The sequence below is a fragment of the Methylocystis sp. JAN1 genome (assembly GCF_052186135.1).
Classification (GTDB): Bacteria; Pseudomonadota; Alphaproteobacteria; order Rhizobiales; family Beijerinckiaceae; genus Methylocystis.
Map to the genome: position 1 here is coordinate 1,171,184 of NZ_CP181499.1, position 24,895 is coordinate 1,196,078.

At 61.8% G+C, this 24,895-nt stretch carries 26 protein-coding genes; 19 read left to right on the forward strand and 7 right to left on the reverse strand.

Going from position 1 to position 24,895, the window contains the following annotated elements; genetic code table 11:
* Positions 1-13: 13 nt before the first annotated feature.
* The 3 genes from ACNHKD_RS05520 to ACNHKD_RS05530 form a co-directional block, all read right to left on the reverse strand.
* Positions 14-2,167 carry a ParB/RepB/Spo0J family partition protein gene (locus ACNHKD_RS05520; protein WP_442756085.1) on the reverse strand — a complete coding sequence of 718 codons (2,154 nt, stop codon included), beginning with the start codon at positions 2,165-2,167 and terminating at the stop codon, positions 14-16.
* Positions 2,168-2,324: 157 nt separating this feature from the next.
* Entirely contained in the window at positions 2,325-3,521 is a 1,197-nt protein-coding gene (locus tag ACNHKD_RS05525) for a DUF932 domain-containing protein (RefSeq protein ID WP_442756086.1), read from the reverse strand.
* Between the two features lie 202 nt (positions 3,522-3,723).
* Positions 3,724-4,071, reverse strand: coding sequence for a DUF3617 domain-containing protein (locus tag ACNHKD_RS05530; protein WP_442756087.1), 348 nt, complete (start codon positions 4,069-4,071; stop codon positions 3,724-3,726).
* Between the two features lie 355 nt (positions 4,072-4,426).
* Here ACNHKD_RS05530 and ACNHKD_RS05535 point away from each other — a divergent pair, with 355 nt between their 5' ends.
* Positions 4,427-4,951, forward strand: coding sequence for a pentapeptide repeat-containing protein (locus tag ACNHKD_RS05535; RefSeq protein ID WP_442756088.1), 525 nt, complete (start codon positions 4,427-4,429; stop codon positions 4,949-4,951).
* Between the two features lie 189 nt (positions 4,952-5,140).
* Entirely contained in the window at positions 5,141-5,935 is a 795-nt protein-coding gene (locus ACNHKD_RS05540; RefSeq protein ID WP_442756089.1) for a c-type cytochrome, read from the forward strand.
* A 1-nt stretch (position 5,936) separates the two neighbouring features.
* On the opposite strand, the gene ACNHKD_RS05545 is transcribed toward ACNHKD_RS05540, so the two are convergent.
* Positions 5,937-6,746 carry a trypsin-like serine peptidase gene (locus ACNHKD_RS05545; RefSeq protein WP_442756090.1) on the reverse strand — a complete coding sequence of 270 codons (810 nt, stop codon included), beginning with the start codon at positions 6,744-6,746 and terminating at the stop codon, positions 5,937-5,939.
* Positions 6,747-7,100: 354 nt separating this feature from the next.
* On the opposite strand from ACNHKD_RS05545, the gene ACNHKD_RS05550 reads away from it, so the two are divergent.
* The 12 genes from ACNHKD_RS05550 (at position 7,101) to ACNHKD_RS05605 (ending at position 17,491) form a co-directional block, all read left to right on the forward strand.
* Positions 7,101-8,975: a methanol/ethanol family PQQ-dependent dehydrogenase gene (locus tag ACNHKD_RS05550; RefSeq protein ID WP_442756091.1), complete on the forward strand. Its 1,875-nt coding sequence runs from the start codon at positions 7,101-7,103 to the stop codon at positions 8,973-8,975.
* Positions 8,976-9,116: 141 nt separating this feature from the next.
* Positions 9,117-9,980: a methanol oxidation system protein MoxJ gene (gene moxJ, locus ACNHKD_RS05555; RefSeq protein ID WP_442756092.1), complete on the forward strand. Its 864-nt coding sequence runs from the start codon at positions 9,117-9,119 to the stop codon at positions 9,978-9,980.
* A gap of 35 nt (positions 9,981-10,015) precedes the next feature.
* Positions 10,016-10,588 carry a cytochrome c(L), periplasmic gene (moxG, locus tag ACNHKD_RS05560; protein ID WP_442756843.1) on the forward strand — a complete coding sequence of 191 codons (573 nt, stop codon included), beginning with the start codon at positions 10,016-10,018 and terminating at the stop codon, positions 10,586-10,588.
* 84 nt (positions 10,589-10,672) lie between these two features.
* Positions 10,673-10,963: a methanol dehydrogenase [cytochrome c] subunit gene (locus ACNHKD_RS05565; protein ID WP_442756093.1), complete on the forward strand. Its 291-nt coding sequence runs from the start codon at positions 10,673-10,675 to the stop codon at positions 10,961-10,963.
* Between the two features lie 131 nt (positions 10,964-11,094).
* On the forward strand, positions 11,095-12,126 hold the full coding sequence (locus ACNHKD_RS05570) for an AAA family ATPase (protein ID WP_442756094.1): 1,032 nt from the start codon (positions 11,095-11,097) through the stop codon (positions 12,124-12,126).
* Positions 12,123-12,968, forward strand: coding sequence for a DUF58 domain-containing protein (locus ACNHKD_RS05575; protein ID WP_442756095.1), 846 nt, complete (start codon positions 12,123-12,125; stop codon positions 12,966-12,968). Before ACNHKD_RS05570 ends, ACNHKD_RS05575 begins: the two co-directional genes overlap by 4 nt.
* 8 nt (positions 12,969-12,976) lie before the next feature.
* Positions 12,977-13,858: a nonribosomal peptide synthetase MxaA gene (locus ACNHKD_RS05580; RefSeq protein ID WP_442756096.1), complete on the forward strand. Its 882-nt coding sequence runs from the start codon at positions 12,977-12,979 to the stop codon at positions 13,856-13,858.
* Positions 13,855-14,862, forward strand: a complete 1,008-nt coding sequence (locus tag ACNHKD_RS05585; protein WP_442756097.1) for a vWA domain-containing protein — start codon at positions 13,855-13,857, stop codon at positions 14,860-14,862. The genes ACNHKD_RS05580 and ACNHKD_RS05585 overlap by 4 nt, the downstream gene beginning before the upstream one ends.
* 50 nt (positions 14,863-14,912) lie before the next feature.
* A complete protein-coding gene (locus ACNHKD_RS05590; protein WP_442756098.1) occupies positions 14,913-15,449 on the forward strand; it encodes an MxaK protein in 537 nt (178 codons plus the stop codon).
* Positions 15,449-16,438, forward strand: coding sequence for a VWA domain-containing protein (locus ACNHKD_RS05595; protein WP_442756844.1), 990 nt, complete (start codon positions 15,449-15,451; stop codon positions 16,436-16,438). The genes ACNHKD_RS05590 and ACNHKD_RS05595 overlap by 1 nt, the downstream gene beginning before the upstream one ends.
* Positions 16,439-16,449: 11 nt before the next feature.
* On the forward strand, positions 16,450-16,974 hold the full coding sequence (locus ACNHKD_RS05600) for an SRPBCC family protein (protein WP_442756099.1): 525 nt from the start codon (positions 16,450-16,452) through the stop codon (positions 16,972-16,974).
* A 1-nt stretch (position 16,975) separates the two neighbouring features.
* A complete protein-coding gene (locus ACNHKD_RS05605) occupies positions 16,976-17,491 on the forward strand; it encodes a hypothetical protein (RefSeq protein WP_442756100.1) in 516 nt (171 codons plus the stop codon).
* Between the two features lie 6 nt (positions 17,492-17,497).
* Here the strand turns inward: ACNHKD_RS05605 and ACNHKD_RS05610 are convergent, their stop codons facing one another.
* On the reverse strand, positions 17,498-18,130 hold the full coding sequence (locus ACNHKD_RS05610) for a response regulator (RefSeq protein ID WP_442756101.1): 633 nt from the start codon (positions 18,128-18,130) through the stop codon (positions 17,498-17,500).
* A 98-nt stretch (positions 18,131-18,228) separates the two neighbouring features.
* Here ACNHKD_RS05610 and ACNHKD_RS05615 point away from each other — a divergent pair, with 98 nt between their 5' ends.
* Positions 18,229-19,626, forward strand: a complete 1,398-nt coding sequence (locus ACNHKD_RS05615; RefSeq protein WP_442756102.1) for an ATP-binding protein — start codon at positions 18,229-18,231, stop codon at positions 19,624-19,626.
* 142 nt (positions 19,627-19,768) lie between these two features.
* Positions 19,769-19,846, forward strand: a complete 78-nt coding sequence (pqqA, locus tag ACNHKD_RS05620) for a pyrroloquinoline quinone precursor peptide PqqA (RefSeq protein ID WP_442756845.1) — start codon at positions 19,769-19,771, stop codon at positions 19,844-19,846.
* 112 nt (positions 19,847-19,958) lie between these two features.
* Here pqqA and ACNHKD_RS05625 read toward each other — a convergent pair whose 3' ends face one another.
* A complete protein-coding gene (locus ACNHKD_RS05625) occupies positions 19,959-20,333 on the reverse strand; it encodes a response regulator (protein WP_442756103.1) in 375 nt (124 codons plus the stop codon).
* 129 nt (positions 20,334-20,462) lie between these two features.
* Here ACNHKD_RS05625 and ACNHKD_RS05630 point away from each other — a divergent pair, with 129 nt between their 5' ends.
* The gene (locus tag ACNHKD_RS05630) at positions 20,463-21,563 is read left to right on the forward strand and encodes an outer membrane protein (RefSeq protein WP_442756104.1); all 1,101 of its coding nucleotides are present in this window, start codon (positions 20,463-20,465) and stop codon (positions 21,561-21,563) included.
* A gap of 155 nt (positions 21,564-21,718) precedes the next feature.
* Here ACNHKD_RS05630 and ACNHKD_RS05635 read toward each other — a convergent pair whose 3' ends face one another.
* Entirely contained in the window at positions 21,719-23,089 is a 1,371-nt protein-coding gene (locus ACNHKD_RS05635; protein WP_442755807.1) for an IS1182 family transposase, read from the reverse strand.
* Positions 23,090-23,247: 158 nt separating this feature from the next.
* Here ACNHKD_RS05635 and ACNHKD_RS05640 point away from each other — a divergent pair, with 158 nt between their 5' ends.
* Together ACNHKD_RS05640 and ACNHKD_RS05645 are read left to right on the forward strand one after the other, a co-directional pair.
* Positions 23,248-23,649 carry an EF-hand domain-containing protein gene (locus ACNHKD_RS05640; RefSeq protein ID WP_442756105.1) on the forward strand — a complete coding sequence of 134 codons (402 nt, stop codon included), beginning with the start codon at positions 23,248-23,250 and terminating at the stop codon, positions 23,647-23,649.
* A 54-nt stretch (positions 23,650-23,703) separates the two neighbouring features.
* Positions 23,704-24,882 (forward strand): ABC transporter substrate-binding protein, encoded by a 1,179-nt coding sequence (locus ACNHKD_RS05645; protein WP_442756106.1) that lies wholly within the window; start codon positions 23,704-23,706, stop codon positions 24,880-24,882.
* Positions 24,883-24,895: the final 13 nt, after the last annotated feature.

A 24,895-nucleotide genomic window follows, 5' to 3' on the forward strand; every position in this document is an offset into this window, starting at 1 on the left:
GCCTCGGGGAGGTCTACTCGGCGGCGACGCCCTGGGGCTCGTCGACCGACGCCTGATCAGCATCCTCTTCGGACGCCGTTTCGTCGACGGCCCTTTCGCTCTCGATCGTCGCCGATTCTTCGACCGGGATGGCTTCCTCCTCGACGGTCTGCTCGGGGGCCGTTCCTTCGGAGGCATGCGAATGCCGGGCGCATCCCGCCGTGCGAAGTGGCTCGGGCAGCCAGTTCGTTCCCGAGAGGAGCCGTTCGGCCTCTTGGACCATGTCGCCTTTCTTCAATGCCTCGATGCGCCGGGCGATATCCGCGCCCTTTGCTTCGCTCACTGCCTGGACGATCCGCGCCTTGGTCACGCGGCCAAGAAAATTGTCGGCCGTCGGCGTCCAACCCGTCGCTGCGATGTCGAGGGGAAGGGACGCCGCGAGACGATCGGCATGGGAGATGGCGCGCGGGCGCCGGCTCCAGGGCTCATGCACGGCGTTGACCGTCAGGGAGACGCAATGCGCGAAGAGACGCTGGCGCGCTTCCATATCGAAAGTCGTCAGAACGTCCCAGAGGTCTTGCGGCTCCGCCGGGAGCTGCTGCGACCAGTCGAGATGACGGGCGTCGACCTCGGCAGCGAGCGGCGTGTCGGAGAGCCCCGGCGCCTGCGCGCCGAAGGAAATATTCTTGGCTTCGATCTCGAGGCAGGTGTCCGAACCGTAGCGGTAGAAGAGGCGCAGGCAGATCGCGTGTAGCGCGGCGAGGAAGGCCATGTCCGGTTCATTGCCGAGCGCCTCGCGCAGCGCTAGCGTGCGATAGGCGGTGAGCTCGGTTAGCAATTTGTCGGGCAGGGGACGAAGGCCCTCGTCTTCCTCATCCTCGGCGGAGCCGGAACGGACGGCATCGTCGCCACCTGGGGCCGCGCCCTGAGCAAGAGTCGCCGCGCTCCAAGGCCCGCTACCGACGTCCTCTGTCTCGGCTTCGTCGATCAGCGCTTCGGGTTCGTCCATCGGCGCTTCGTCCTCCGGGCGGACATAGCCGCGCTCGATCCGCAGTCGCCCCGATCCGTCGATGCTGACGAAGACGCCCGCGCGGGCGATGTCCTCCGGTGTATAAGTGACCGGACGATCTTCCATCATTTCGAGAGCGGTCTCGATCTCGGCAAGGCGCGCATCGACGTCCTCGGGAATCTCGTCGGCATCCAAATAGGCGGCTTCGAGCTGATTCGCTTCGAGACGTAGCGCCTCCCGCGTTGTGGCTTCCTCATCAGTCAGCGGCTGACGTTCGCCCTGCAGATGGCGGAGCCCGTAGGTATGGCCATAGGGGAAGTCGATCGCTGTCTCGACCCATCTCCAGCCCTCGGCCCGGATCGGCTCGGCGTCGCGGGCCAGCTTCTCTGCGACGAGCCTTTCGAGAAGGGGGACGTCCTGCAGCCAGCCGCCGTCGTCACTCTGGAAGAGGTCCCGCATGATGGGACCGCCGGCGGCGAGATAATCTTCGCCGATGTATTGCGCCCGCTTGTCCGAGGCTCGGACCGCGCCCTCGGTGAGAAGTCGGCGAATCTGATAGGCTTCCTTATTATGCGAGCGCTGGATCGCCTCCCAGACCTGTTCCTGGCGCTCATGGTCTGGATTGACGGTGAAGGCCATCAGCTGGTCGAGCGTCATGCCGTCCTCGGCATAGACGTCGAGTAGCATCGGAGACACGGAAGCGAGCCGCAGGCGCTGCTTGACGACCGCTACGCTGACGAAAAATGCGGCGGCGATCTCTTCCTCGCTCTGACCCTTCTCGCGAAGGGTCAGGAAGGCGCGGAACTGATCCAGCGGATGGAGAGGCGCGCGCTGAACGTTCTCAGCGAGGCTGTCTTCCTCGGCCGTGCCCTCCAATCGCACCACGCAGGGGATGGGGGCGTTGCGCGCCAGGCGCTTCTGCTTCACCAGCAGCCCCAGCGCGCGGTAGCGGCGCCCGCCCGCGGGGATTTCGAACGTGCCAGTCTCGACGCCCTGATCGTCGAGCACCGGCCGCACCGTGATGCTCTGCAAGAGCGTGCGGCGGGCGATGTCCTCCGCGAGCTCTTCGATCGAGACGCCCGCCTTGATCTTGCGTACATTGGCCTGCGACAAGACGAGCTTGTGGAAGGGAATGTCGCGCGAGGCGCTGAGCTGGATTTTTTGAACCGACTTCGCCATGGGGATCAACTCCGCGACGGGCGGCCGGGAGACACTCTCTCGGCCTCGAACCCGTCACGAAGCGCAGCGCCGCCCTCTGACTTTGAGGGCGACGCCGTAAATCATTGTGGTGAAACTGCTTGTCGGACAGGGGCCCCCCACGCCAGCGGGACTGAATCTACGCCGCGCGCTCGAAGAGCTTCTTCGCGCGCGCCTCGAAGTCGAGCCTTGCGTCCTGATGCGTCTTGTTCCGCGCAATCGCTGTGATTCCCTGCACGAAGTCGAAGACGCTTTCGGGCTTGCGCCGTTCCTCGGCCAGCACGGTGTCGATGATCTTCGCGGTCTCAGCTTTCGAGAAACCGCGCTTGCGCAGGAATTCCGTTCGGTCGTCGTCGTTGCGCGCGACGATCCGTTCTCTCGCGGCCTTGACGCCGTTGATGAAGGGAAGGGGCGAGGAATTCGCGAAACGGGTCAACGCCGGCGCCGCCTCATGCGCGAAGCGCGACGCCGCATATTTGGAATGACGGATCGTGATCTCCTCGAAATCCTCCACGCCCCAGAGATTGCGGTTTTGACAGACCGCGCGAAGATAAAAGCTCGCGATGCCGAGCGTCTTCGCGCCGACCTCGGAATTCCAGCAGTAGAAGCCTCGAAAGAACAGATCGGGCGAGCCATCCGGCAGCCGTCCGGCTTCGATGGGGTTCAGATCGTCGACCAGAAACAGGAACACGTCGCGGTCCGAGGCGTAGAGCGTTGTCGTGTCTTGTGTGACGTCGACATTGGGATTGTAGATCCCGGTCGACCAGTCGAGCAGGCCCGGCACTTTCCAGCGCGTATCGCCCGTGCCATTGCCGGCGATGCGCTGCACGGCGGAAACGAGTTCGTGATCGTAAATCCGGCCATAGTCGGGCCCGGTGACCGCGCGCAGTTCAACCCGCCCGTCTTCGATCTCCAGCGTCTTGACCTGTTCGGCGCGATGCGCGGTCAAGCCATATTGCAGATTGATGCCGGCGAGCGGCGCAGGAAGCTGGCGCAGATATGTCGCCGGCGCGCCAACAAGGCTGGCGAGCTGGCCGAAGCTCCAATGCGTCGGCGCGACGGGCGCGTCCGAGCCCGGAAGCATGAGCGCGAGACGCTCTGAATAATCGCGGCTAGCTTCCACACGAATCGCGGCGCTCTCGACCGTCCGCGTTCGGCTGCGCTCGGTCCGGCCACGCACAGCGGTGAACAGCTCCGACAGCGATAGATAGCGCTCGTCCGCTGGGCGCGAAAACCACTCCGACGAAACGCGTCCCAACCGCTCGCCGCGGCTCGTATCCACTTTGTAGCCACCTTCGCGTCCGCGCTCAGCGTCCAAAATCTCAACCTGGGTCATGGGGGCTTCTCCATGACGGGTGCCGGGAGCCTCTCTCTCGGTCCTTAACCCGTCGCGGATACGCCGATTTCCTCTGACTTTCGTCAGTCCCGATACTGCAACGCCTTTCTATCTGGCCAACGGTTCACAAGATTTCGTGGATGCCCGAGACAACCGCAGCAAATCTCAAGTGCGAGTTATCTTGTCGCGGTTGTGTTCCCTTTTAAGGCAAACAAATTCCGAGAAATTTAGCGTCGATCGAAAAGCCAGAGTGCGTGTCGCTTGAGCTTATCTTGGATTGCGCACGATACCAGGACTTGAAATCTCCCGTGAAGAGGAGGCTCTTGACGCTGCGTCTGTCGCTGGCGCCACATTCGATCGTCACAATCACCTGATCCCCTGCGCGCGCGACCGATGGACGGGCGCAGTCTGCAGCCTGAGGTCCGATGATACTGTCTCCTTCAGCGATACAGACGTTGTGAGATTGCATGCCGATCTCGGGAGAAACCGTGATGATCCGCCATAAACCTGGCGCTCGCTTTGGCAGCTCTGACGACAATGTATCCGCCAAGATCGATCCTCGTGGTAACGTTGTGCCGACGAGCGCCATAGTGGCCGCAAGGAGGCGCCTGCAGGAAGGTGCGATAATCATGATCTCGGCCTGAGCGTGTCAATTTTGCTTGTCGCATAGCGATCTGGTCGAGTGGCTGTAAAGACGACTTCCGATTTTTCCCATGGACAGGTGAAACTCTCCCGTTGCGAGCGTCCGCAGCCGATGGTCATTGTCCTGCTCCAGACAGTCGTCAGCGAGAGGGCTCATGTCGCTTCGGCTCGGGTTATCCGTTATATTGACCTGTGTTCTCTGCCTCGTAGGCAGGGCGTGTTTCGCCTCCGATCTAACGCGCGCACAGATCGAGCGGCGACTGATGCAGAGCAAGGACGCCGCTGCCGACTTTTCCAATCTCGATCTTTCCGGCGCGGATCTTTCCGGTCTCGATCTGGACGGCGCCGACTTCTTTTCATCCAAACTTTCGGGCGCCAAGTTGAAGGGCGCCCGCCTTGCGTCCACGAATTTCACGCGCAGCGACGTGCAAAACGCGGACTTTTCCGGCGCCAATCTCCGCGGCGCGACATTCTATGCCGCGCTGCTCGACGGCGCCGACTTCACGGGCGCCGATATGACGCGCGCGCGGATTATCGGCGGCGGGCGCGGCGTGAAATTCGTCAAGGCGAAACTCATCGACGCCGATCTTGGAGCCGACCCCGCCAATCAGGGAATGGTTCCCGTGCGCGCCGAACTCCCGGAAGCGAGTTTCGACGGCGCCGATCTGACGCGCGCCAATCTCACTCATGCGGTGCTGAACGCCGCCAACTTTACCGGCGCAATCGTTACGGGCGCGCGCTTCGATTATGCGGTGCTCGACGGCTCCAACTTGACGCTGACGCGATAGCTCCCGGGGAGCTTGCCGGTCTTTCCCGAAATTGTTGGGAAACTATGAAGCAGACCGATCTCCGCCGCTCGATTAGGAACTTGGGCGGCAACATCGCCATGTGGCAACCAGGTCCTGCCCATGATCAATCGAGCATTTGCCGTTGCGGCCATTTGTATGGGCGCCGGCGTCTTTACCACGGGCGCTTCCTTGGCGGCGGATCAGCTGCGCGGGCAATATCTCGTGGAGGCGCTGGCGGCCTGCGACAATTGTCACACGCCGCGCGGTCCCAATGGCTACGACCTATCCGCGCGCTTTTCCGGCGGCTCGCAGACTTTCACCGGCAAAGACTATATCGCGCGCGGCTCCAATATCACGCCCGACAAGGAGACAGGGGTTGGCGGATGGTCCGACGATGCGGTCAGTGCAGCCATCGTCGCCGGAGTCGGCGATGACGGGCAGCTTGCGCCCGCCATGCCTTCCGATTCCTACCGCGTGCTGACGGACGCCGATCGCAATGCAATTACCGCCTTCCTGCGAGCGCAATCACCCGTGAAGGCTCAGCCTATGGCGCCGCCGCAGCGGCAAGGTAAGTGGTCTCCCCATCCGGCGCCCGGCGCAGAAGCGGCGTTCGACGAGGCGGCGCTTTCCGAGAAAGTTAAGCGCGGTCTTTATGTCGCGTCGATCGCCCGCTGCCTGGCCTGCCACAGCACGGAGGTCGACGATGCGCCAGACTATGTGAACGGGCTCGGCGCTGGCGGCAAGATCTTCCGAACCCCGGCGGGCGTCGCCGTCGCGTCGAATATTACGCCGCATCCGGAGAAGGGCGTCGGCGCCTGGTCTGATGACGAGATTAAGCGCGCGATCACGCACGGCGTCTCGCGCAAGGGCGAAGCGCTCAAACCGCCCATGTCTAACCTTGCCAAGGCCCACTTCGCCAAGATGTCCCCGGAAGACCTCGACGCGCTGGTCGCCTATCTTCGGACTGTTCCCGCAAAGGAATAGGTCAGTGCGGCTTCTCTACGGCCTTTCGAATGGCGCTCACAAGATCGCCCTCGAAAACAATGGCGGAGCCGTAATGTGTTTCGATATCGAAGGGCCGCGTCCAGTTCATGTCGAGCGACGCGCTATGCAACGCGATCAACCGTCCGTCCTCTGAAAACAGGCCGGAACCCGACCCGCCATAGCCGTCATTGCAATCATGGCGCGCCCGTCGGACATGGCCCTCCGTGGGCTCGTCGATTCGATGGATCGCGCATGCCTCCACTGTCGCGGGAAGACGCGTGTTGGAGTGACCGGCGGGCGAAACCATCGTCACTTTCATCCCCGACCCCGTGGCGACGTCGCTCGTGTCGGGAATGGGCTGCGGCTTGACGTCGTCGGGCGTCGGTTGAATGAGGCGCAGCAGCGCCCAGTCGTCGGTAATGTGCAGACCCTTCGACGCCACCGATGCGCCAATGTGCAAGCTGTCGGGATCGAAATAATAGTCGCTGCCGCCGATGCGGAAGAAGCAATCCGACACGGGGTGCGTCGGAACCAGCTTGCGATCCACGAAATTATGCGCGTTCAAAACAACGAGATCGTGAGCGCCGATGAGCCAGGCGGCCGCGCCGCGCTCCAGCGTGCCGTAATCCGAATAGCACAAGAGCACCCCGGCGCCGGTGTAGCGCGCGGCATCGGCTTCGCTCATGAGACGGCGTCCGTCCCGAGGATAGAGCGCGACCTCGACAATTTGTGCGTTGAGCCGTTCGGAGCCGGCGATGAGAAGCGACAGCAGAAATACGCCTGTCAGGCGACGGATCATCCGATCGGTCATGTTGTTCTTCTTATTGAGACGCCGTTCGGCGAGAGGAAATACCGCGCGCGCGTGCCCGTCAAGGCGTCCAGCCTCCCCTAAGGCGAGCGCCGTTCCGTTGGGAAATACAGGCACAGCAAATGCCATTTTTTCCCGACGCACATTACCGATAAATCGTGAAGACAGACCGCGCGGCGTAAATTTATATGCACTCGGATCGTCTCTCCCATAAAGCGCGGCAAGCGCTCCCAAGGAAGCGACCTTCAACGAACTGAGACAGCTCCAATTACAAAAGATGGAGCGTCTTTACGAGGCGACGCCATCCTTTCAAGAAGCCAAGAACGGCCTTGCAGGACGTCGCAGGAGGACTCGTCTATGAGGAAATTCCTGAATTCCGTTTCCCTGCTGTCGGTCCTGATCGCCGCGCCCATGGGGATGGCGACGATGGCCCAGGCCGAAGACAAGCTCGAGGCGTTGACCAAGAGCGAAGACAACTGGGCGATGCAAGGCAAGAATTACAGCGCCAACCACTACAGCACGCTGACTCAGGTCAATGCGGAGAACGTCAAGAATCTGAAGGTTGCTTGGTCGTTCTCGACAGGCCTGCTCAGCGGCCATGAAGGCTCGCCGATCGTCGTCGACGGCAAGATGTATGTTCATACATCCTTCCCGAACAACACTTTTGCCCTCGATCTCAGCGATCCGACCCGCATCCTGTGGCAGCACAAGCCCAAGCAAAACGCCGCCGCCCGCGCGGTCGCTTGTTGCGACATCGTCAATCGTGGCCTTGCTTATTGGCCGAGCGACGGCAAGACCCCATCCTTGATCGTCAAGACGCTGCTTGACGGCAATGTCGTGGCGCTCAACGCCGAAACCGGTCAGGAATACTGGAAAGTCGAGAACTCCGACTTCAAGGTCGGTTCGACGCTCACCGTCGCCCCGCACATCTACAAGGACATCGTCCTGATCGGCTCTTCGGGCGCCGAGCTCGGCGTGCGTGGCTACATGACCGCCTATGATGTTCGCACCGGCGAGCAGAAGTGGCGCGCCTATGCAACGGGTCCGGATTCCGACGTTCTGATCGGCGACGACTTCAACAAGGCTAATCCGCATTATGGCCAGAAGGGCCTCGGCACGTCGACCTGGGAAGGCGACGCCTGGAAGATCGGCGGCGGCACGAATTGGGGCTGGTTCGCCTATGACCCGGGCACCAACCTCGTATATTACGGCTCTGGCAACCCGGCTCCGTGGAACGAGACCATGCGTCCCGGCGACAACAAGTGGACGATGACCATTTGGGGTCGCGACCTCGAAACCGGCCAGGCTAAGTTCGGCTATCAGAAGACCCCGCACGACGAATGGGATTACGCCGGCATCAACTTCATGATGCTCTCGGAGCAGAAGGATAAGGAAGGCAAGCTGCGCAAGCTGCTGACCCATCCGGACCGCAACGGCATCGTCTATACGCTCGATCGCACCGACGGCACGCTGATCTCCGCCGACAAGATCGACGACACGGTCAACGTCTTCAAGAAAATCGACCTGAAGTCCGGTCTCCCGGTTCGCGATCCGGAATATGGCACGCGTATGGACCACCTGGCCAAGGACGTGTGTCCGTCGGCGATGGGCTATCACAATCAGGGTCTCGACTCCTACGATCCGAAAAAGGAGCTGTTCTTCCTCGGCGTGAATCACATCTGCATGGACTGGGAGCCCTTCATGCTTCCCTACCGCGCGGGTCAGTTCTTTGTCGGCGCGACGCTGAACATGTATCCGGGTCCGAAGGGCGATCGCCAGAAGGGTGAGGGCCTCGGTCAGATCAAGGCCTACAACGCCATCACCGGCCAGTTCAAATGGGAGAAGATGGAGCGCTTTGCGGTTTGGGGCGGCACCGCCGCGACCGCCGGCAACGTCGTTTTCTACGGAACGCTCGACGGGTTCATCAAGGCGCGTCACAGCGATACCGGCGAACTCCTCTGGAAGTTCAAGCTGCCCTCTGGCGTCATCGGTCACCCGATCGTCTACCAGCACAAGGGCGTCGAGTATGTCGCCATCCTCTACGGCGTGGGCGGCTGGCCGGGCGTTGGCCTCGTGTTCGACCTTCAGGATCCGACGGCCGGTCTCGGCGCGGTCGGCGCATTCAAGCAGCTCGCCAATTATACCCAGATGGGCGGCGGCGTGATGGTGTTCTCGCTCAATGGTCAGGGCCCGTACGACGACGTGAATGTCGGCGAATACAAGGCGAACTGATCTCCTCCCCGCTTGAAAGAGCGCTGTGAGAAGATCGCTCGGATGCGCTCATGCGCGTCCGAGCGACGCCCAATAACATAATAGCGAAAGAAAACTGCGATGTTGCGCGTCCGCTCATCCTTCTGGTTTGGCGTCGCTGCCATGACGCTCCTCGGAGTTGCCAATGCGAGCGCCGCTTCTCTCGGCGTTTCCGGCGACGCCGTCAAAGATACCACTCCCGCCGCCGCGCCGGCGCCGGCTGTAGACCCTAATGTGCTGCGCATCTGCGCCGCGAAGAACCAGCCGCCGCTCTCCTTGGAGGACGGTTCTGGGCTGGAAAACAAAATCGGCGTCGCGCTCGCGGACGCCCTGAAGCGCAAGGCGCAATTTGTCTGGTCCGAGAAGCCGGCGATTTACCTCGTGCGCGACTATCTCGACAAGAATCAATGCGACGTGATCGTCGGCCTGGACACGGGCGATCCGCGCGTCGCGACGTCGAAGCCCTATTATCGCACCGGCTATGTCTTCGTGAGCCGGGCAGACCGCGATCTCGACGTCAAGTCCTGGAACGATGCCCGTCTCAAGAAGCTCGGCCACATTGTGGTCGCCTTCGGCTCCCCCGGCGAAGTGCTGTTGAAGGACATGGGCGTCTATGAAGACAACATGGCCTATCTCTACTCGCTGGTGAATTTCAGATCGGCGCGCAATCAATATACGCAAATCGACCCCAGTCGCATGGTCGGCGAGGTCGTGATCGGCGCCGCGGAGATCGCCGTCGGTTTCGCGCCGGATGTCGCGCGCTATGTCAAAGGGTCGACCGTTCCCCTGCGGATGACGTTGATCGAAGACGACGCGGCGAAGAGCAATGGCGAGAAGGTGCCGCAGCGCTTCGATCAATCGGTCGCCGTTCGTCGGGACGACAAGGCGCTGCTGGCCGCGGTTGATGCGGCGCTCGTCGCTGCCAAGCCGAAGATCGAGGAAATCCTCAAGGCGGAAGGCGTGCCCCTTCTGCCGATCAACCCATAAATGTGCGGCGACTACCGGATAGGAAGCAAAAAGTGTTGAATCAGAAGACAAAGGCGACCCGTATCGTCGTCGCCGCGGTTGGGGCCTTCGTGGCGGTTTCCGCAATCGCGCAGACGGCAATCACCTTCCGTAACACCATTACGGGCGAGATTTTGAACTTCAACGACGCGCTGCCGGAAGGCAAGGACACGGCGGCCGTCAAGGAATTCATGACCACGGGCAAAAACCCGTACAATGAGGATGTGAGCTGCCTCAAGCAGGGCGAGCAGACGTTTCTCTCCGCATGTTCTGGCTGCCACGGCCATCTCGGAGAAGGCAAGATCGGTCCCGGGCTCAACGACGCCTATTGGACCTATCCGCAGAACGAGACCGACGAAGGTCTGTTCTCGACGATTTATGGCGGCGCGCAGGCTTCCATGGGGCCGCAGTATCAAAATCTTCAGCTCGACGAGATGCTGAAGGTGATGGCCTGGGTTCGTCATCTCTTCAAGGAAGCGCCGGAGAAGGCGACGTGGCTGTCGGATGATCAGCGCAAGTCTTTCAAGCCTTACGCCGGTCACGAGACTCTGCCGGATAACCCACCCGGCAAGTGTCAGGCCAAGAAGTAAGGCCAGCCAGAAGCGAGTTCCGCCCCCATCGGCCGGAGGCGCAAACAAAGAGGCGCAGGCCTCGCACAAATGGAGGAACCAGGGATGCGTAAGATGCATTTCGCCGCGGCGCTCGCCGTCGGCTTCATGTTCACCGCCGGCGGCGCTCTCGCCTATGACGGCACCAAGTGCAAGGCGCCCGGCAATTGCTGGGAGCCCAAGCCCGGCTTCCCGGACAAGGTCGAGGGTTCGAAATACGATCCCAAGCACGATCCGAAGGAGCTCGCCAAGCAGGGCGCGTCGGTCCAGGCGATGGAAGAGCGCAACAAGAAGCGGGTCGAGAATTTCAAGAAGACCGGCAAGTGGGAATATGACGTGAGCAAAATCGCTCAGTAAGGTTTCGCCGCGCGGCAACGCGGCGAATATGAAGCGGCCACGATCTGGAATCGATGTTATTCAACAACAGCGCATCGAGTCCTTTCCCGAGATCGTGGCCGCCTTTTTTGTCGAGAGCGTAAGGTCGCGCCTTGAACAAGGTCTCCCAATCCGAGCCTAAGCTCGCCGAATGGCGCGAACGCGCGATCGCCTTCGAGCAGGAAATCCGAAAGGCGGTCGTCGGCCAGGACCGTGTCATCCGCCTTGTCACCATCGGCATCTTCTCGCGCGGCCATGTGATGATCGAAGGCGATGTCGGGGTCGGCAAGACGACCTTGCTGCGCGCCGTGTCTCGCGCCCTGGGCGGCGATTTCGCCCGCATCGAGGGCACGGTCGACATGATGCCGAGCGATATCCTCTATCATACCTATCTTGGCGACGATGGTCGTCCCCGTGTCGACCCGTCCGAGCTTCTACGCCTCGCCGAGACGCTGCCCGTCTTTTTCTTCAACGAGATCAATCGCGCCCGTCCGCAGGTGCATTCGCTGCTCCTGCGTCTGATGGCTGAAAAAAGCGTCACGGCGTTCAATCGGCTCTATCGTTTCCCTTATCTCCAGGTCTTTGCCGACCGCAATATGGTCGAGCGCGAAGAGACCTTCGAACTCCCCGCCGCCGCGCGCGACCGCTTCTTCATGGAAATCTCCATGGCCGCGCCGACGGATCGCGAGGCGAGGCGCAAACTGGTTTTCGACCCCGTCTTCCAGGATGTCGACAGGCTGCTCGAACGCGTCGCGCCGGGCACGGTGGATTACCGCGAGATTGGCGGCGTCGCGGGGATAATCCAGCAGACCGTCAAGGCGAGCGATACCCTCGAGAGCTACGTTCTCAACCTATGGCAGGGCCTGACGCAGCCAGCCTCGGTCGGCATCTCTCTCCCGGATGTCGACGTCTCGACACTCGTCAAAGGCGGGGCCAGTCCGCGCGGCCTCGCGACGCTAGCGCGCGCGGCGCGCGTGCGCGCCTGGCTCGAAGGCCGGGATTACATGACGCCTGACGACGTCAAGGAGGTGTTCTTCGAGGTGATGGCGCATCGCATCTTTGTCGATCCCATTCATGCGCTTCGAGGCGACGAACCGGTGAGACAGCTTTGCCACGCGGTCTTTGACGCCACGCCCGTCCCATGAAGACTCCCGCCGACATCCTGTATCGCCCACGCGGGCGCTTCCGGTCCAATCACGCCGGCCCGCACGGATCGAGCGAAGTCGGCGGCTTCGGCGTGTTCCGCGATCAGGCTCCGTTCCTGCGCTACCCCGACGCCAGACGCATCGATCTGCGCGCCACCTTACGCGACCCCTTTGGCGAGACGCATGTCCGCCGCTTCGAGCAGAGAAGCGCGATCGACGTCTATGCGATTGTCGATCTGTCGGCGTCCATGGGCTTCGTCGGGGCTGTCGATCGCTTCGGTGTCGCAAGCGATATTTGCGCGGCGCTCGCCTTTTCGGCGACGAGGATCGGCGACCGCTTCGGCCTCATCGCGGGCGGCGCCGGATTGCGTGAAGACCTGTTCCTGCCGGCGACGCGATCAAGAAGTGCGGCGATGTGCGCCGTCAAGCGCTTGGAGAGTATAAGGCCCGTCAGCGCCCACGCCGAAAGCCTCGTTGGCGCAGCAAAGCGTCTCGGCGCCGCTCGAAAGCTCGTCCTTCTGATATCCGACTTTCGCTGGCCCCAAACATTGATCGCTAGGGTCTTCGAGTCGTTCGCCCTTCACGACGTTCTGCCTGTCGTCCTCGTCGATTCCGTCGAGCTTTCTCCGCCGCGTTGGGGGCTGCTCGAATTGCATGACCCGGAGACCGCCCGTCGGCGTTTGATCGTCATGCGGCCAGCCTTGCGCGAAAAGTGGGTAGAGGCGGAGGCCAAGCGTCGTAAGGAATTGATCGAGATAGCGGCGGGACGAGTGCGGCCGCCGATTTTCGTCGAAGATCGCTTCGACTCCCATTCCCTCAGTTCGCGCCTGATGGCGGCGTGAGGCGCAGGATGCGTTTCGGCCTAATCATCATCCTATGCCTGCTCTGGCAATGTCCTACTAGGGCCGGTGAACCGCGCGTGACAATCCACTCCGCGCGGCCTTTCGGCTATTTCGTCGGCGATATCATTCGCGCGCGCGTCGAGATCACGGCGCCGAGGGATGCGACCCTCGCCGCTGCCTCGCTACCACGCCCCGGGACGCTCAGCGTTTCTTTGGATCTTAAGGCCGTCGACGTTCACGCGACGACGATCGGGCAAGAGAAGCGCTGGGACCTCGATCTCGTCTATCAAAATTTCTATGTCGCGCTCGATGTGCGCAATATCGAAATCCCGGGTTTCGACGTACGGTTCGGGGACGAAACAATTCGGGTGCCGGCATGGCGCGTCGGTGTCGCGCCCTTGCGCGAAATCGCCCCGATGAAACAAGACCGTCCCGACGATTATCTGCGCCCGGATGCGCCAGTGATTTTCGCCGAGGAGACGCAACCCAAGCGCTTCGCGATCGCCTTCGGGGCGCTTTGCGCCCTCGCGCTGGGCGCCGTCGCGCGGGATCGCGCCTGGCCGCCTTTCCAGAAAAGGCGCGCGCGCATCTTCAACACGCTGGCCAGAGAGCTCGCATCCAAGTCGCATGGGGGAATCGATGCTCTTCCCGCAGCCATGCAAAGCGTGCATCGAACGATCGATTCCGCCAATGGCGGTGCGCTGCTCGCCGCGGATATCCCAGTCTTCTTGGTGCGCCGTCCAGAATTCGCGTCATTGAAGCCGTCTTTCGAGCGCTTCTTCGCCGCATCGCGCGACGCCTTCTTTTCGATAGGCCCAGGGGACGGCTACGAATTCGAAGATCTGCTTGATTTCGTCAAGGCCCTCGCGCGGCTGGAGCGCGCAAAATGACGTTGACGTTCTTCAGTTTCGATCACCCCGAGCTGTTACTGCTCGCGCCAGTCGCCGTCGCGCCCTTGCTGCGATCCGCATTGCGCGGGTCGACGATCACGTCCTTGGATTGCGCTCCGCAAGACAGCCTGTCCAGCCTCGTCGCCATTGCGCTGAAATTTCTTGGCGTGGCGGCTCTTCTTTGCAGCCTCTTGGGAGCGGCCGGGCCGTTCTTCCCCGGTGAGGAAGTCGAGCGCCTCGCCGAGGGCGCGCAGATCGTCATGCTGATCGACCGTAGCGGCAGCATGAACGAGACCTTCGCTGGGAGGAACCCGTCGGGTGGCGAAGAATCCAAGGCGGCGGCCGCCAAGCGCATCCTGAAAGCCTTTGTCGACAGCCGCCGGCGCGATCTCGTCGGCGTCGCGGCCTTTTCGACGTCGCCCATGCTGGTCACGCCCCTTTCCGATCACCCCGATGCGACCAAGGCGGCGATCGACGCGATAGATCGTCCGGGCCTCGACTACACAAATATTGCGCGTGGCCTCGCAATGGCGCTGTCGATGTTTCGCGCGAGCGACGCCGATCATTCGCGCGCCATCCTACTCATCTCCGACGGCGCCGGCGTGATCGATCCGAAGATCCAGGACGATCTGCGCGCGGATTTCAGAAAGACCCGCGTCAATCTCTATTGGCTCTTCCTGCGCACGGAAGGCAGCCGAGGGATTTACGCAGCGCCGGACGGCGACGCCGAGTCCCCGCAAGCGGCGCCGGAACGGCATCTCGATCTTTACTTCAAATCGCTCGGCGTGCCCTATCGCGCCTTTGAGGCGGAAGGGCCTAAGGCGACAGAGGACGCGCTTCGGCAGATCGATCGGCTCGAACGCCGACCCATGCGCTATTTCGAGAAGCTGCCCCGGCGCGATCTCAGCAGCGTGCCTTTTGCTGTCGCACTGTTTTCGGTGTGCCTGCTTTTCCTAGCCAAGCTGGCGGAGGCGCCCCTTTGTCCCGCGAGAGGCGCGCGATGATCGGTCATTTGCCCAAGGCAATCGTCCGTTTTTGGCGGGCGCAGCGCTCCATGGCTCTCGTCGCGGCTGCCTTCGGCCTAGCCTTTGCCACGGTCTTCGAGGGCGTCGAGTGGCGACGCGCGGTTGCTTCAAATGACATGATCGAGGTGCTCCGCGCCGGGCGAGACGTCCCCGTCGATCGCGACGCACAGCCCGAGGAACTGTTCGCGCGAATCGCCTTTCTGGCGAAGCGCGATCGTCTCGATCAAGCGCGCGGCTTCCTCGAAGCGTTGGATCGAAGCGGGGACGCGCCGATGCGTGCGCGCGCCCATTATCTTATCGCAAATGCGCTGCTTCGAACGGCGCTGGAGCATATCGAGAAATCCGAGCTCGAAGCCGCTGGCCCCTTCGTCAATCTTTCGAAACGAGAATACCGCCGCGCACTCCAGCTCGACCCGGAATTTTGGGACGCGAAATTCAATATCGACGTGGCGGCGCGGCTCGTGCGGGATTTCCCGGATTTCGAGCGAAAGAGCGGCGACGAACTCAGCGCGGATCCGAAGAAGCTCTGGACCGACATTCCGGGCAAGCCGAAGGGTCTGCCGTGATGCGTCCAATTCTGCGCGAACCTCGCCTGATCTTGCTGGCGTCAGCAGCGGCGCTTCTCCTGGCGACCTTTATTGCGCCGACATTGCGGGTGACGCGACCGGGTTACGATCTTCTTGCGATCGTCGACATTACCGGCAGCATGAATGTTCGCGACTACATTGCCGGCGGAAAACCGATCAGCCGGCTTGAAAGGGTCAAGGCGGCGTTACGGGGGTTGATTGTCGCGCTGCCTTGTCCGTCGCGCGTCGCGCTCGGCGTCTTCACCGAGCGGCGCCCTTTCCTGCTCTTCGAGCCAATCGACGCATGCGCTGATTTCTCGCCCCTCGAAGCGGCGATAGGAGCGATCGACTGGCGCATGGCCTGGGAGGGCGATAGCCGGATTTCGGCGGGGTTGTTCCGCGCCGTCGACATGGCGCGTGAGCTGAAGACGGATCTGCTGTTCTTGACGGACGGCCAGGAGGCGCCGCCCCTGCCGGCCTCGGGCGGGTCAGCTTTCGAAGGGAAAGCCGGCGAGACGCGTGGACTGATCGTCGGCGTCGGCGGCTATGAGCTCTCGCCGATTCCGAAATTCGACGACAGAGGCCGCGAGGTCGGCTTTGTCGCGATCGACGAAGTGCCGCATGAAAGCCGGTTCGGGCTTCCACCCAAGGGAGCCGAAGAGCGCGAAGGCTTCAACGCGCGTAATGCGCCTTTTGGCGCCACGGCGGCCGTCGGCGTGGAGCATCTGTCTTCGGTAAAGGAGGAATATCTCCGCACGCTCTCGGAAAAGACCGGCCTCGGCTATTTCCATCTCGACGACAAGGCGAGCCTTCTGGACGCCTATCGGGCCGCTGGGAGTGAGCACGCCCGCGACGGAGCGCTCGATCTTCGCCCCTATCTCGGCGTCTTCTCCGCGGCTTGTCTGTTCGCGGCCTTCTCCATCAGTCCGCTTTTGGAACGCATCGCGGATAAGCGGCGCTCCACCCGCTTCGCCTGGAAACAACAATGAGGGAGTCTCAAATGAGAAGAACATTATCGCTGCTGGCCTTCTTGCTCGCCGCGCCTGCCCTTGCGCATGGGCCGACGCCGATCAAGGTCGACGAAACGATCGTGATTGCCGCCGACCCCAAAGCCGTCTGGGCCGTGGCCGGGAAATTCGACGGGCTCGCTGCATGGCATCCCGACGTCCAGTCGGTGAAGGCCACGGGGGGCGACGCGGCCGGCGCAGAGCGCGAAGTGACGCTCAAGAAGGGCGGCGTATTGAAAGAAGGCCTCGACGAGTATGACGCCGCCGCGCACAAGCTCGGTTGGCGCATGTCCGATCCCAATCTCGACGCGATGCCCGCGAGTTCCTACTCGCTTTCCTTCTCTGTCGAGCTGGCTGCGGGCGGCGGCAGCCAAGTGAAATGGTACGGGCGTCTTTATCGCGGCGACACCAGCAACGAGCCGCCGGACAATCTGAACGACGATGCTGCGCGTACGGCGATGGCTGCCTATCTCCACAACGGGCTGGAGGGCCTGAAGAAGAAGGTCGAAGGCAAATAGCATGAGGCTGCCCCGCGTCTCGAAAACGGGCGCCGCCCTCGCCGCGTGCCTCCTCTGCGCCGCTTGCGGCAAAGAGGAGCGCGCGAGCGAGGCGAATGACGTGATCGAGATGCAGGAGGAAAAAAGCAGCGAGATCTGGCTACGCGCCAACGAACATGTCGACCCTGCGCTTTGGCTTGCGAGCCGGGAAGCTGGCCGCGAGCATGCAACGAACGATCCTGCCATCGAAAAGATACGCGAGGCGATCATCACGGCGCGCGCCCATTTCCTGGAATCTCACCGCATGCTCGCCAATCGCACGGCGCAGATTGGCAAGATGCTCGCTGAAGATGAGCGTGAGGAGGATTACGCTGGCATTCTGTATGAACTCGCCGAGGTCGCGAAAGCCGCCGGACAAAGGCAGACCTATGGCGAAATCTGCCAGCATTATTTCAATCTGCGTCACAAGGGCTTAACGAGAGAAGAAGCTTTGAATGTGCTCGCCGAGAGGTACAGGACGCAAAAGCAATTCAGATAGGCAGTTTTAGACTAGCCTCATCGCGATTTTGTTTTCGACGGCGATGCGAAGAAGGTCGGCCTTCGACCTGGCGCCAAGCTTGCGCTTCAGTAAGACGCAGTTATTCGCGACCGTCTTGTAGGAGATTTTCAGAATGTGCGCGATCTCGGCCATATCTTTGCCACTGGCGAGGTTACGGAGGATTTCGATCTCCCGACTACTGAGCGCGTCGAGTGGACTCTTCGCCCGGGCCTGATCCGCGAAGGCAAGCTTGAGCGCCAGATTGCTCGAAAGATACCGCTCGCCCGCGCCGACGGATCGGATCGCCTTGACGAAGGCCTTGGGATCCTCGCTCTTTGCAAGATAGCCCCGCGCGCCGCGTTCGATCGCGCGCGCCGCGAAGACCGGATCGTCGTTCATCGTGAAAACGATGATCTTCACGTTGGCGTTTCGCCTCAACAGAAGGCGCAGCAGCTCGAAACCGGAGATGCCGGGAAGGTTGATATCGAGAACCACGACATCCGGCGCCGTCGCCTCATATTTCTCGAGCGCTTCGTCGGCGTTGTGAGCTTCGGACACTTCGATGTCCTTCTGCCCCGAGAGCATGCCTCGGCAGCCCTCGATCACCATCGGATGGTCGTCGACGATAAGAACGCGCATAGGATTTTCTTGTTGTGGACCTCGATCTTTGTTGTGAAAAGCGTGGGCGGAGTCAATGATCTTGTGGCTTCGCAGCCATTCTTTGCGGGCGACAAACGATGATTTCTCTGAAGGCGGGGCTGAGCTGGCTGATTGGCATGGTTCTTCTCGCCACCCTGTTGATCAATCTCGGGATCCAATTAATGCACGCTGGGCCGCGCGTTCGCGCCGAGGCGGGAAGTAATCTGCGACTTGCTCGGGAATTTGTCCTGACAACGATTACAAGTCTTCCCGATGGTGACAACCCAACGCCAGCTCTGCGCAGACTTTATGCGAATCTCGGCAGTCTGCGTCATGTCGACATCAGGATACTCGACCGGGGAGTAGCGCCGCCGGCGCATTGGTCCGCGGACGATCACGTCAACGACGCCGATCCGCCGGCATGGTTCGTCAAGCTGGTCGACGTTCCTCCGCCACGGGTCATTCTCGTGCCGATTCGCGTCCACGAGAGCGAGTATGGCAATGTGGCGATCATATCCAATCCGCTCGACGAATTGGAGGAGGTCTGGTCGGACATGACGTGGCTGGCGTCGATCAGCCTTGTCGTGACGCTTGCGATCATCGTGCTCGTTCTGCTCCTCGTCCGCTATTCCCTGAGGCCTTTCGCGGCATTGCAAGCCGGTTTGGCTGATCTGGAAGCCGGAAAAAGTGGAATACGGATCGCGCCTCGCGGGGCTTCGGAATTTCGAAACATATCAATCGCACTCAACTCGCTGGCGACAACACTCGACCGCGTGCGCAACGAGAATCGTGATCTTGTGAACCAGCTTATCCAAATTCAGGATAGCGAGCGTAAGGAAATAGCTCGAGATCTGCACGACGAGGCGGGGCCGTGCCTCTTTTCAATCCGCGCGGCGGCGGCGTCGCTGCAAGAAGCACTCACGGAAACCTCGCCGGATCATGAGCGACTACGCCAGCTCAGCTCGATTGTGGATCGCGCCTGTGAGGCGCTTCAGTCCTTGTTTCGGGGCCTGCTTGGGCGCTTGCGGCCGAAGGGGCTAACGGAACTCGGACTCGAAGCGGCGCTCAAAAGTCTTTTCGTGTCCTGGTCGCTCGGCCATCCAGAGGTCGATCTACGGTTGATGGCGCCTCATGATTTGTCGTCGCTCGACGAAGCCACCGCCTTTACAGCCTATCGCGTCATTCAGGAGAGCGTGACCAACATTTTCCGACACGCGAGGGCGACTTCGGCTCAAGTATCGGTATCATTCGGATGGGATTCACTTCGCGATGCGGGAGAGGACGAAGCCGAAGACGTTCCGACCTTGACTCTCCTTATCGAGGACAATGGGATTGGCATCGCAGAAGAGCATCGTTCTGGGATGGGTCTCCTTGGCATGCGTGAACGAGTACAGGCGCTTGGCGGCGCGATGAAGGTTGAACGTCGCACCGGAGGCGGCACTCGGGTGACAGTCTCGCTCCCGATCCGCGACGAGGAGGAGGTCAGTGGAGATTAGAGTACTCCCTGGAGATTGTGGGGGGGAGGCTATCAGGAATTTTTGGCATGCGTAGATGGTAGATTTTCTGGCTGTCTGAGCCGCGGTTGGTCGCTATGCTGTATGGTGTCCAATCTGGGGCCTGGTTCAGGAGAAAACAATTATGATTTGGTCGAGCCCAGTGATCGTCGAAGTGTGCGTCGGCATGGAAGTCACGAGCTATTCGTCGGCTGAAATCTGAGACGCCACGCAAGCTATCTCTCGTGCGGCGCAGCTTAGAGCTGCGCCGCGGCGGAGAACTTGTGATGATTGGGAGTAGTCCGGCATGGATCCGGCGCTCACGCGTAGGCCATCTAACAAGACGCCTGGGCCGAATTGTTTCGGTAGAAAGCCAATATCGTTTCGAGAACGAGGTTCGGGTCGCCGCTTTTTGAGAAAAATGCGTAAGCGCCTAATGCGCCGGCGCGCCCCGCAACCAGGGGGTCATCTGTCATACTAAGACAAATGGTTTTCACGTCGTCGCGATCACTCAGCATCTTTTGAGCCAAGTTGAGACCAGACGAATCCCGTAATGCGATGTCGATTACGGCGACATCTGGCGCTTTACTCTTGAATAACGCAAAGCCTGACACAGCATCGGCGGCGTAGTCCAAATCGATGCCGTCATGGCCCGCGAGTAAGGCCTTGAAGCCTAGTTCGATAATCGGAGCGTCATCAACAACGAGCACCTCCTATGACGTGACGAAAGCGCTTCAGCTCTACGCTCTGATCGAGAACGCGACTAACACCCGCGCCCGCTCCTTCGGCACTTTCTTCGAAACAGATTCGATCAACTTCGCGAATTCTACAATCCGAAGATGGTCTCGGTCGGTCCGCCGACCGCCTTCTATGCCGGCATGAAATGGAATTTCGGCGCGGAGCCGAGCGGATGGATGGCCTCGGCCCGCGACCAGCTCGCCCGCGAGCGCGGCGAGGATGCGCCGGCGCCGCGTAGATGGGCCGGCCTCTATGCCGGACTCAACGCCGGCTATGGCTGGGGCGCCACGACGGGCGTCGGCGTGCTCCCCAACGGCCTCGGCGATCGCTTCGCCAGCCTGTGGAATCAAAAGATCCTCGCCGAGGAGCCGGCCGACGACGGCGCGGCCTGGTGGGGCCTCTTCCAGCCGACCGCGCCCGCGATCGCCAATAGCGGCGTCGCCAATGTCAGCCGCAACGGCTTTGTCGGCGGCGGCCAGATCGGCTGGAATTATCAGGACGAGTCGGGCGTCGTCCTCGGCGCGGAGACGGATTTCCAGGGAACGCTCTTCCGCGGCAAGGGCTCCTATAACGGTTCGCTCGTCGAGCGCGCCGGATATATCGACAAGCCGGAGGGCGGCGACCTCGAAAGCCTGCTGATCACGCGCCAGATCGCCGGCGGCGGCAATGTATCGGCTGGAACGGATTGGCTCGGCACCTTCCGCGGAAAGATCGGCTATGCGATCACCGACACGCTGCTCGCCTATGGCACGGGCGGTCTCGCCTATGGCAATGTCCACGCCTCGGCGGTCCACTTCAATACGTCGAACCTTCAGCGCGAAGACGATGTCGGCGTCCTGTCCTGGAATTACACGAATCCCCCAGCCTTCGGCGGCGCCAGCTATTCCGGCGTGCGGGCCGGCTGGTCGGCGGGCGGCGGCGTCGAATGGATGTTCGCCAACAATTGGAGCGCCAAGGCCGAGGGGCTTTATTACAATCTCGGCACGATCGACCTCGTCTCGTCGCCGCTCGCGACGGTTTGCTCCAGCCAGGCGGTGAACAGTTCGCCAGGGGCCTGCGCCAGAGGCCAGGCCGGCGCGAACCGCATTATCGGCGGCGGCCTGCTCTGGGCGTCCAGCCCGGTCTCAAAGGTGCAGTTCGACGGCGTCATGCTGCGCGCCGGCGTCAACTATCACTTCAACTGGGGCTCGAACCTGTTCTGAAGGAAGCTTTCGTTGTGACCCTCGACCAACTGGCGGCCCTGCGGGGCCGCCTCAGATCACTGACAAACCCCCGTCATTTTTGGCGGGGGTTTTTGTTTTGGTTGGGGAGGGGGCGAAGTGGCGGATTTTTCGAGGAGTGAATGGGCCCTCGGGCGTCACGCAAGCCTCGGATCGGCCCTGTTGGCCATGAGCAGGGCGATCTTCTTCATATTCTGCGCGGCGGCGGCGAGCAGGCATTGCCATCGCACGCGCAAGAGACCCCGGAATCTCGCGTAGCGGTGGCCGAAGAGCTGCTTGGCGTCGGCGAAGGAGCGCTCCACCGTTTCCTTGCGCCGCTTGTAGATAAACCTGCCCTCGATGGTGAGCCGATGGGCGTCGACCCGTTCGCGCGCGTCCTGCCAGACGTGGCGGGTGAGGGTGCGCTCGGCCTTGGCGTTGCCGGTGCAAGAGCCCAGCAGCGGGCAGGCGCGGCACGCGGCCGGGTCGGATTTGTAATGCCGGTAGCCCGTGCGATCCGTCGTCGCATAAGCGAGCGCCTGGCCCTGCGGACAGCGATAGACGTCGGCCTCGGGGTCGTATCGAAAGGCGCTTTTGCGCATCATGCCGGGCTTGGGCGGCGTCGGATTGCGATAGCCCGTCACGCCGTAAAGCCCACGATCCTCCAGCCCTTTGGCGATCCCCGCCGTGGCGTAGCCGGCGTCCAGCCCCACCGCGCGCACATTCAGCTCGAAGCGGTCCCGCTGCCGGTCGAGCCGCGCGAGATAGACGATGCTGTCATGCACATTGGCCGGCGTCGCGAAGCTGTCGGTGATGATCCCATGCCGCCCGTCCACCGTGCGGTGGTCGAGATAAAAGAAGCCCTTCGGCTTGCCATCGCGCGCCATATAGCCGCTCTCGGGATCCGTGCGGGACACTTTGGTCTCGACAACGGCGGGCTGGCGCTCCTTCTCCGGCAAGGGCTTCTTGCCGTGCGCGGCGCGGTCTTCGTCGATCGCGGCGTCGAGCGCCGCCCAATAGTCGGCGCGCGACTTCTCGACCACGGCTTTGTCGAACTTGTTCTTGTTGGCGCTCGCCTTCAGATGCGTCGAGTCCGTGTAAAGGACCTTTCCCGACACGAAGCCGTGCGCGATCGCCTGCTCGACAATGCGGTCGAAGATGTCCTGCGCGACGCTCTCGTCCTGATAACGCCGGCGGCGGTTCTGGCTCAGCGTCGAGGCGTCGAAGACCGGATCGGTCAGCTTCAGCCGCAGAAACCAGCGATAGGCGACATTGACCTCGATCTCGCGCACGAGCTGGCGCTCCGAGCGCACGCCGAACAGATAACCGATGAACAGCGCCTTGAACATCAAGGTCGGATCGAGCGGCGGCCGCCCATTGTCCGGGCAATAAAGCCCCGCGACCCGCTCGTGGATGAACGAGAAATCGACCGCCGCCTCGATTTTCCGAAGCAGGTGGTCGGCGGGGACAAGCTGGTCGAGCGTCACCATCTCGATCGCCGTCTGCTCAGGGCCGGGTTTGCGAAGCATGACCCAGTGAATCAAAAACCCCCAGCTTGCGCCAGGGGTTTGTCAGCAGTCTGTGGCGGCCCTGCGGGGCCGCCTTTTTGTCGCGGTGCGACCTGCATTGGCGTTACGGGATTTGTTTCCCTATATGTCAGGCGTTCTTCCCGATTCAGGAGCCTCACATGAACAAGTTGTATTTCGCCGCGGCGCTCGCTGCAGCCGCTTTGATCGCGGGGCCCGTTACGCCCGCGCTGGCCAAGAAACCCGCCCCCGTCGCGGCGCTCGACACCGACAACGACTCCACGGTCGATCTCGCCGAGGTCAAGAAATCGGCGGAAGGGCTGTTCGACAAGCTCGACACCGACAAGGACGGCTCGATCGAGCCGAAGGAGCTGCACGGCCGCCTGTCCAAAAAGGAATTCAAGACCGCCGATCCGGACAATGACGGAACGCTCGACAAGAACGAATATGTCGCCGTCGTCGAGGTTCTTTTCAAAGCGGCCGACCCCGACAATGACGGCACGCTCGACGACAAGGAATTCGGCTCGAAAGAGGGCAAATCGCTGCTGCGCGTCGTTCGCTGACCTCTAGCGCGCGGGACGCTTGATCCCGCGCGCTAAAGCGGCCATTTAGGAGGCATGAAACGCCTCGCCGCCGCTTGTTTTCTCCTGCTCGCCGCCGCGCCCGCCGCGGCGGACGCGCTGAACGTCAAGGTCGGCGTGCTGCGCGAGCCGCATTCGCGCGAAACCCTCTCCATCCTCGACATTCCCGCCGCCGACGACACGCTCGCCGGCGCACTGCTCGGCGTCGCCGACAACAATACAACCGGCAAGTTCACCAATCAGACATTCGAGGCGATCGACGAAAAGCTTGAGGACGCCGCCGACGTGGCTGCGTCGTTCGACGCGTTGATCGACAAGGGCGCGCTGTTCATCATTGCCGATCTTTCCGCGGACCGTTTGCTTGCGGCCAGCGAGCGCGCCGAGGCGAAAGGGGCGATCCTTCTCAACGTCTCGGCGCCCGACGAACGCCTGCGGGAGGAAGACTGCCGCGCCAATATCATCCATGTCGCGCCCTCGCGCGCCATGCTGGCGGATGGCCTCGCGCAATATCTTATCTGGAAGCAGTGGCGCAAATGGCTGCTGATCAAGGGGTCGCACGAGAAGGACGAACTGCTTGCGCAGGCCTACCGCCGCGCGGCCAAAAAGTTTGGCGCCAAGATAGTCGAAGAGCGCGTCTATGAAGACACGGGCGGCGGACGACGCAGCGATTCCGGCTCCGTGCAGACGCAAAGGCAAATGCCGGTGCTGACACAGAGCGCGTCGGCCTATGATGCGCTCGTCGCCGTGGACGAAAGTGACGTCTTCGCGGGTTATCTTCCCTTCCGAACATGGGATCCGCGCCCCGTCGTGGGCTCCGCAGGCCTGTATCCCACGAGCTGGGATCCCGCGCATGAGCAATGGGGCGCCCATCAATTGCAGAACCGCTTCATGGCAGCGTTTCGACGGTTGATGAATGCGCGCGACAACAATGCCTGGCTCGCCATGCGTATGATCGGCGAAGCGGCGACGCGCACGGGTTCGAATGACTCGACGAAGATCCGCGACTACATCCTCGGCAAGGATTTTTCCGTCGCCGCCTTCAAGGGCGTGAAGCTCACCCTGCGCGCCTGGAATCAGCAATTGCGCCAACCGATTTTGTTATCCGACGGCCGCATGGTGGTTTCGGTTTCTCCTCAAGAAGGATTCTTGCATCAGTTCACGGAATTGGACACGATTGGTCTCGACCAACCGGAGACAAAGTGCCGATTGAAATGATCAGTATATTTGC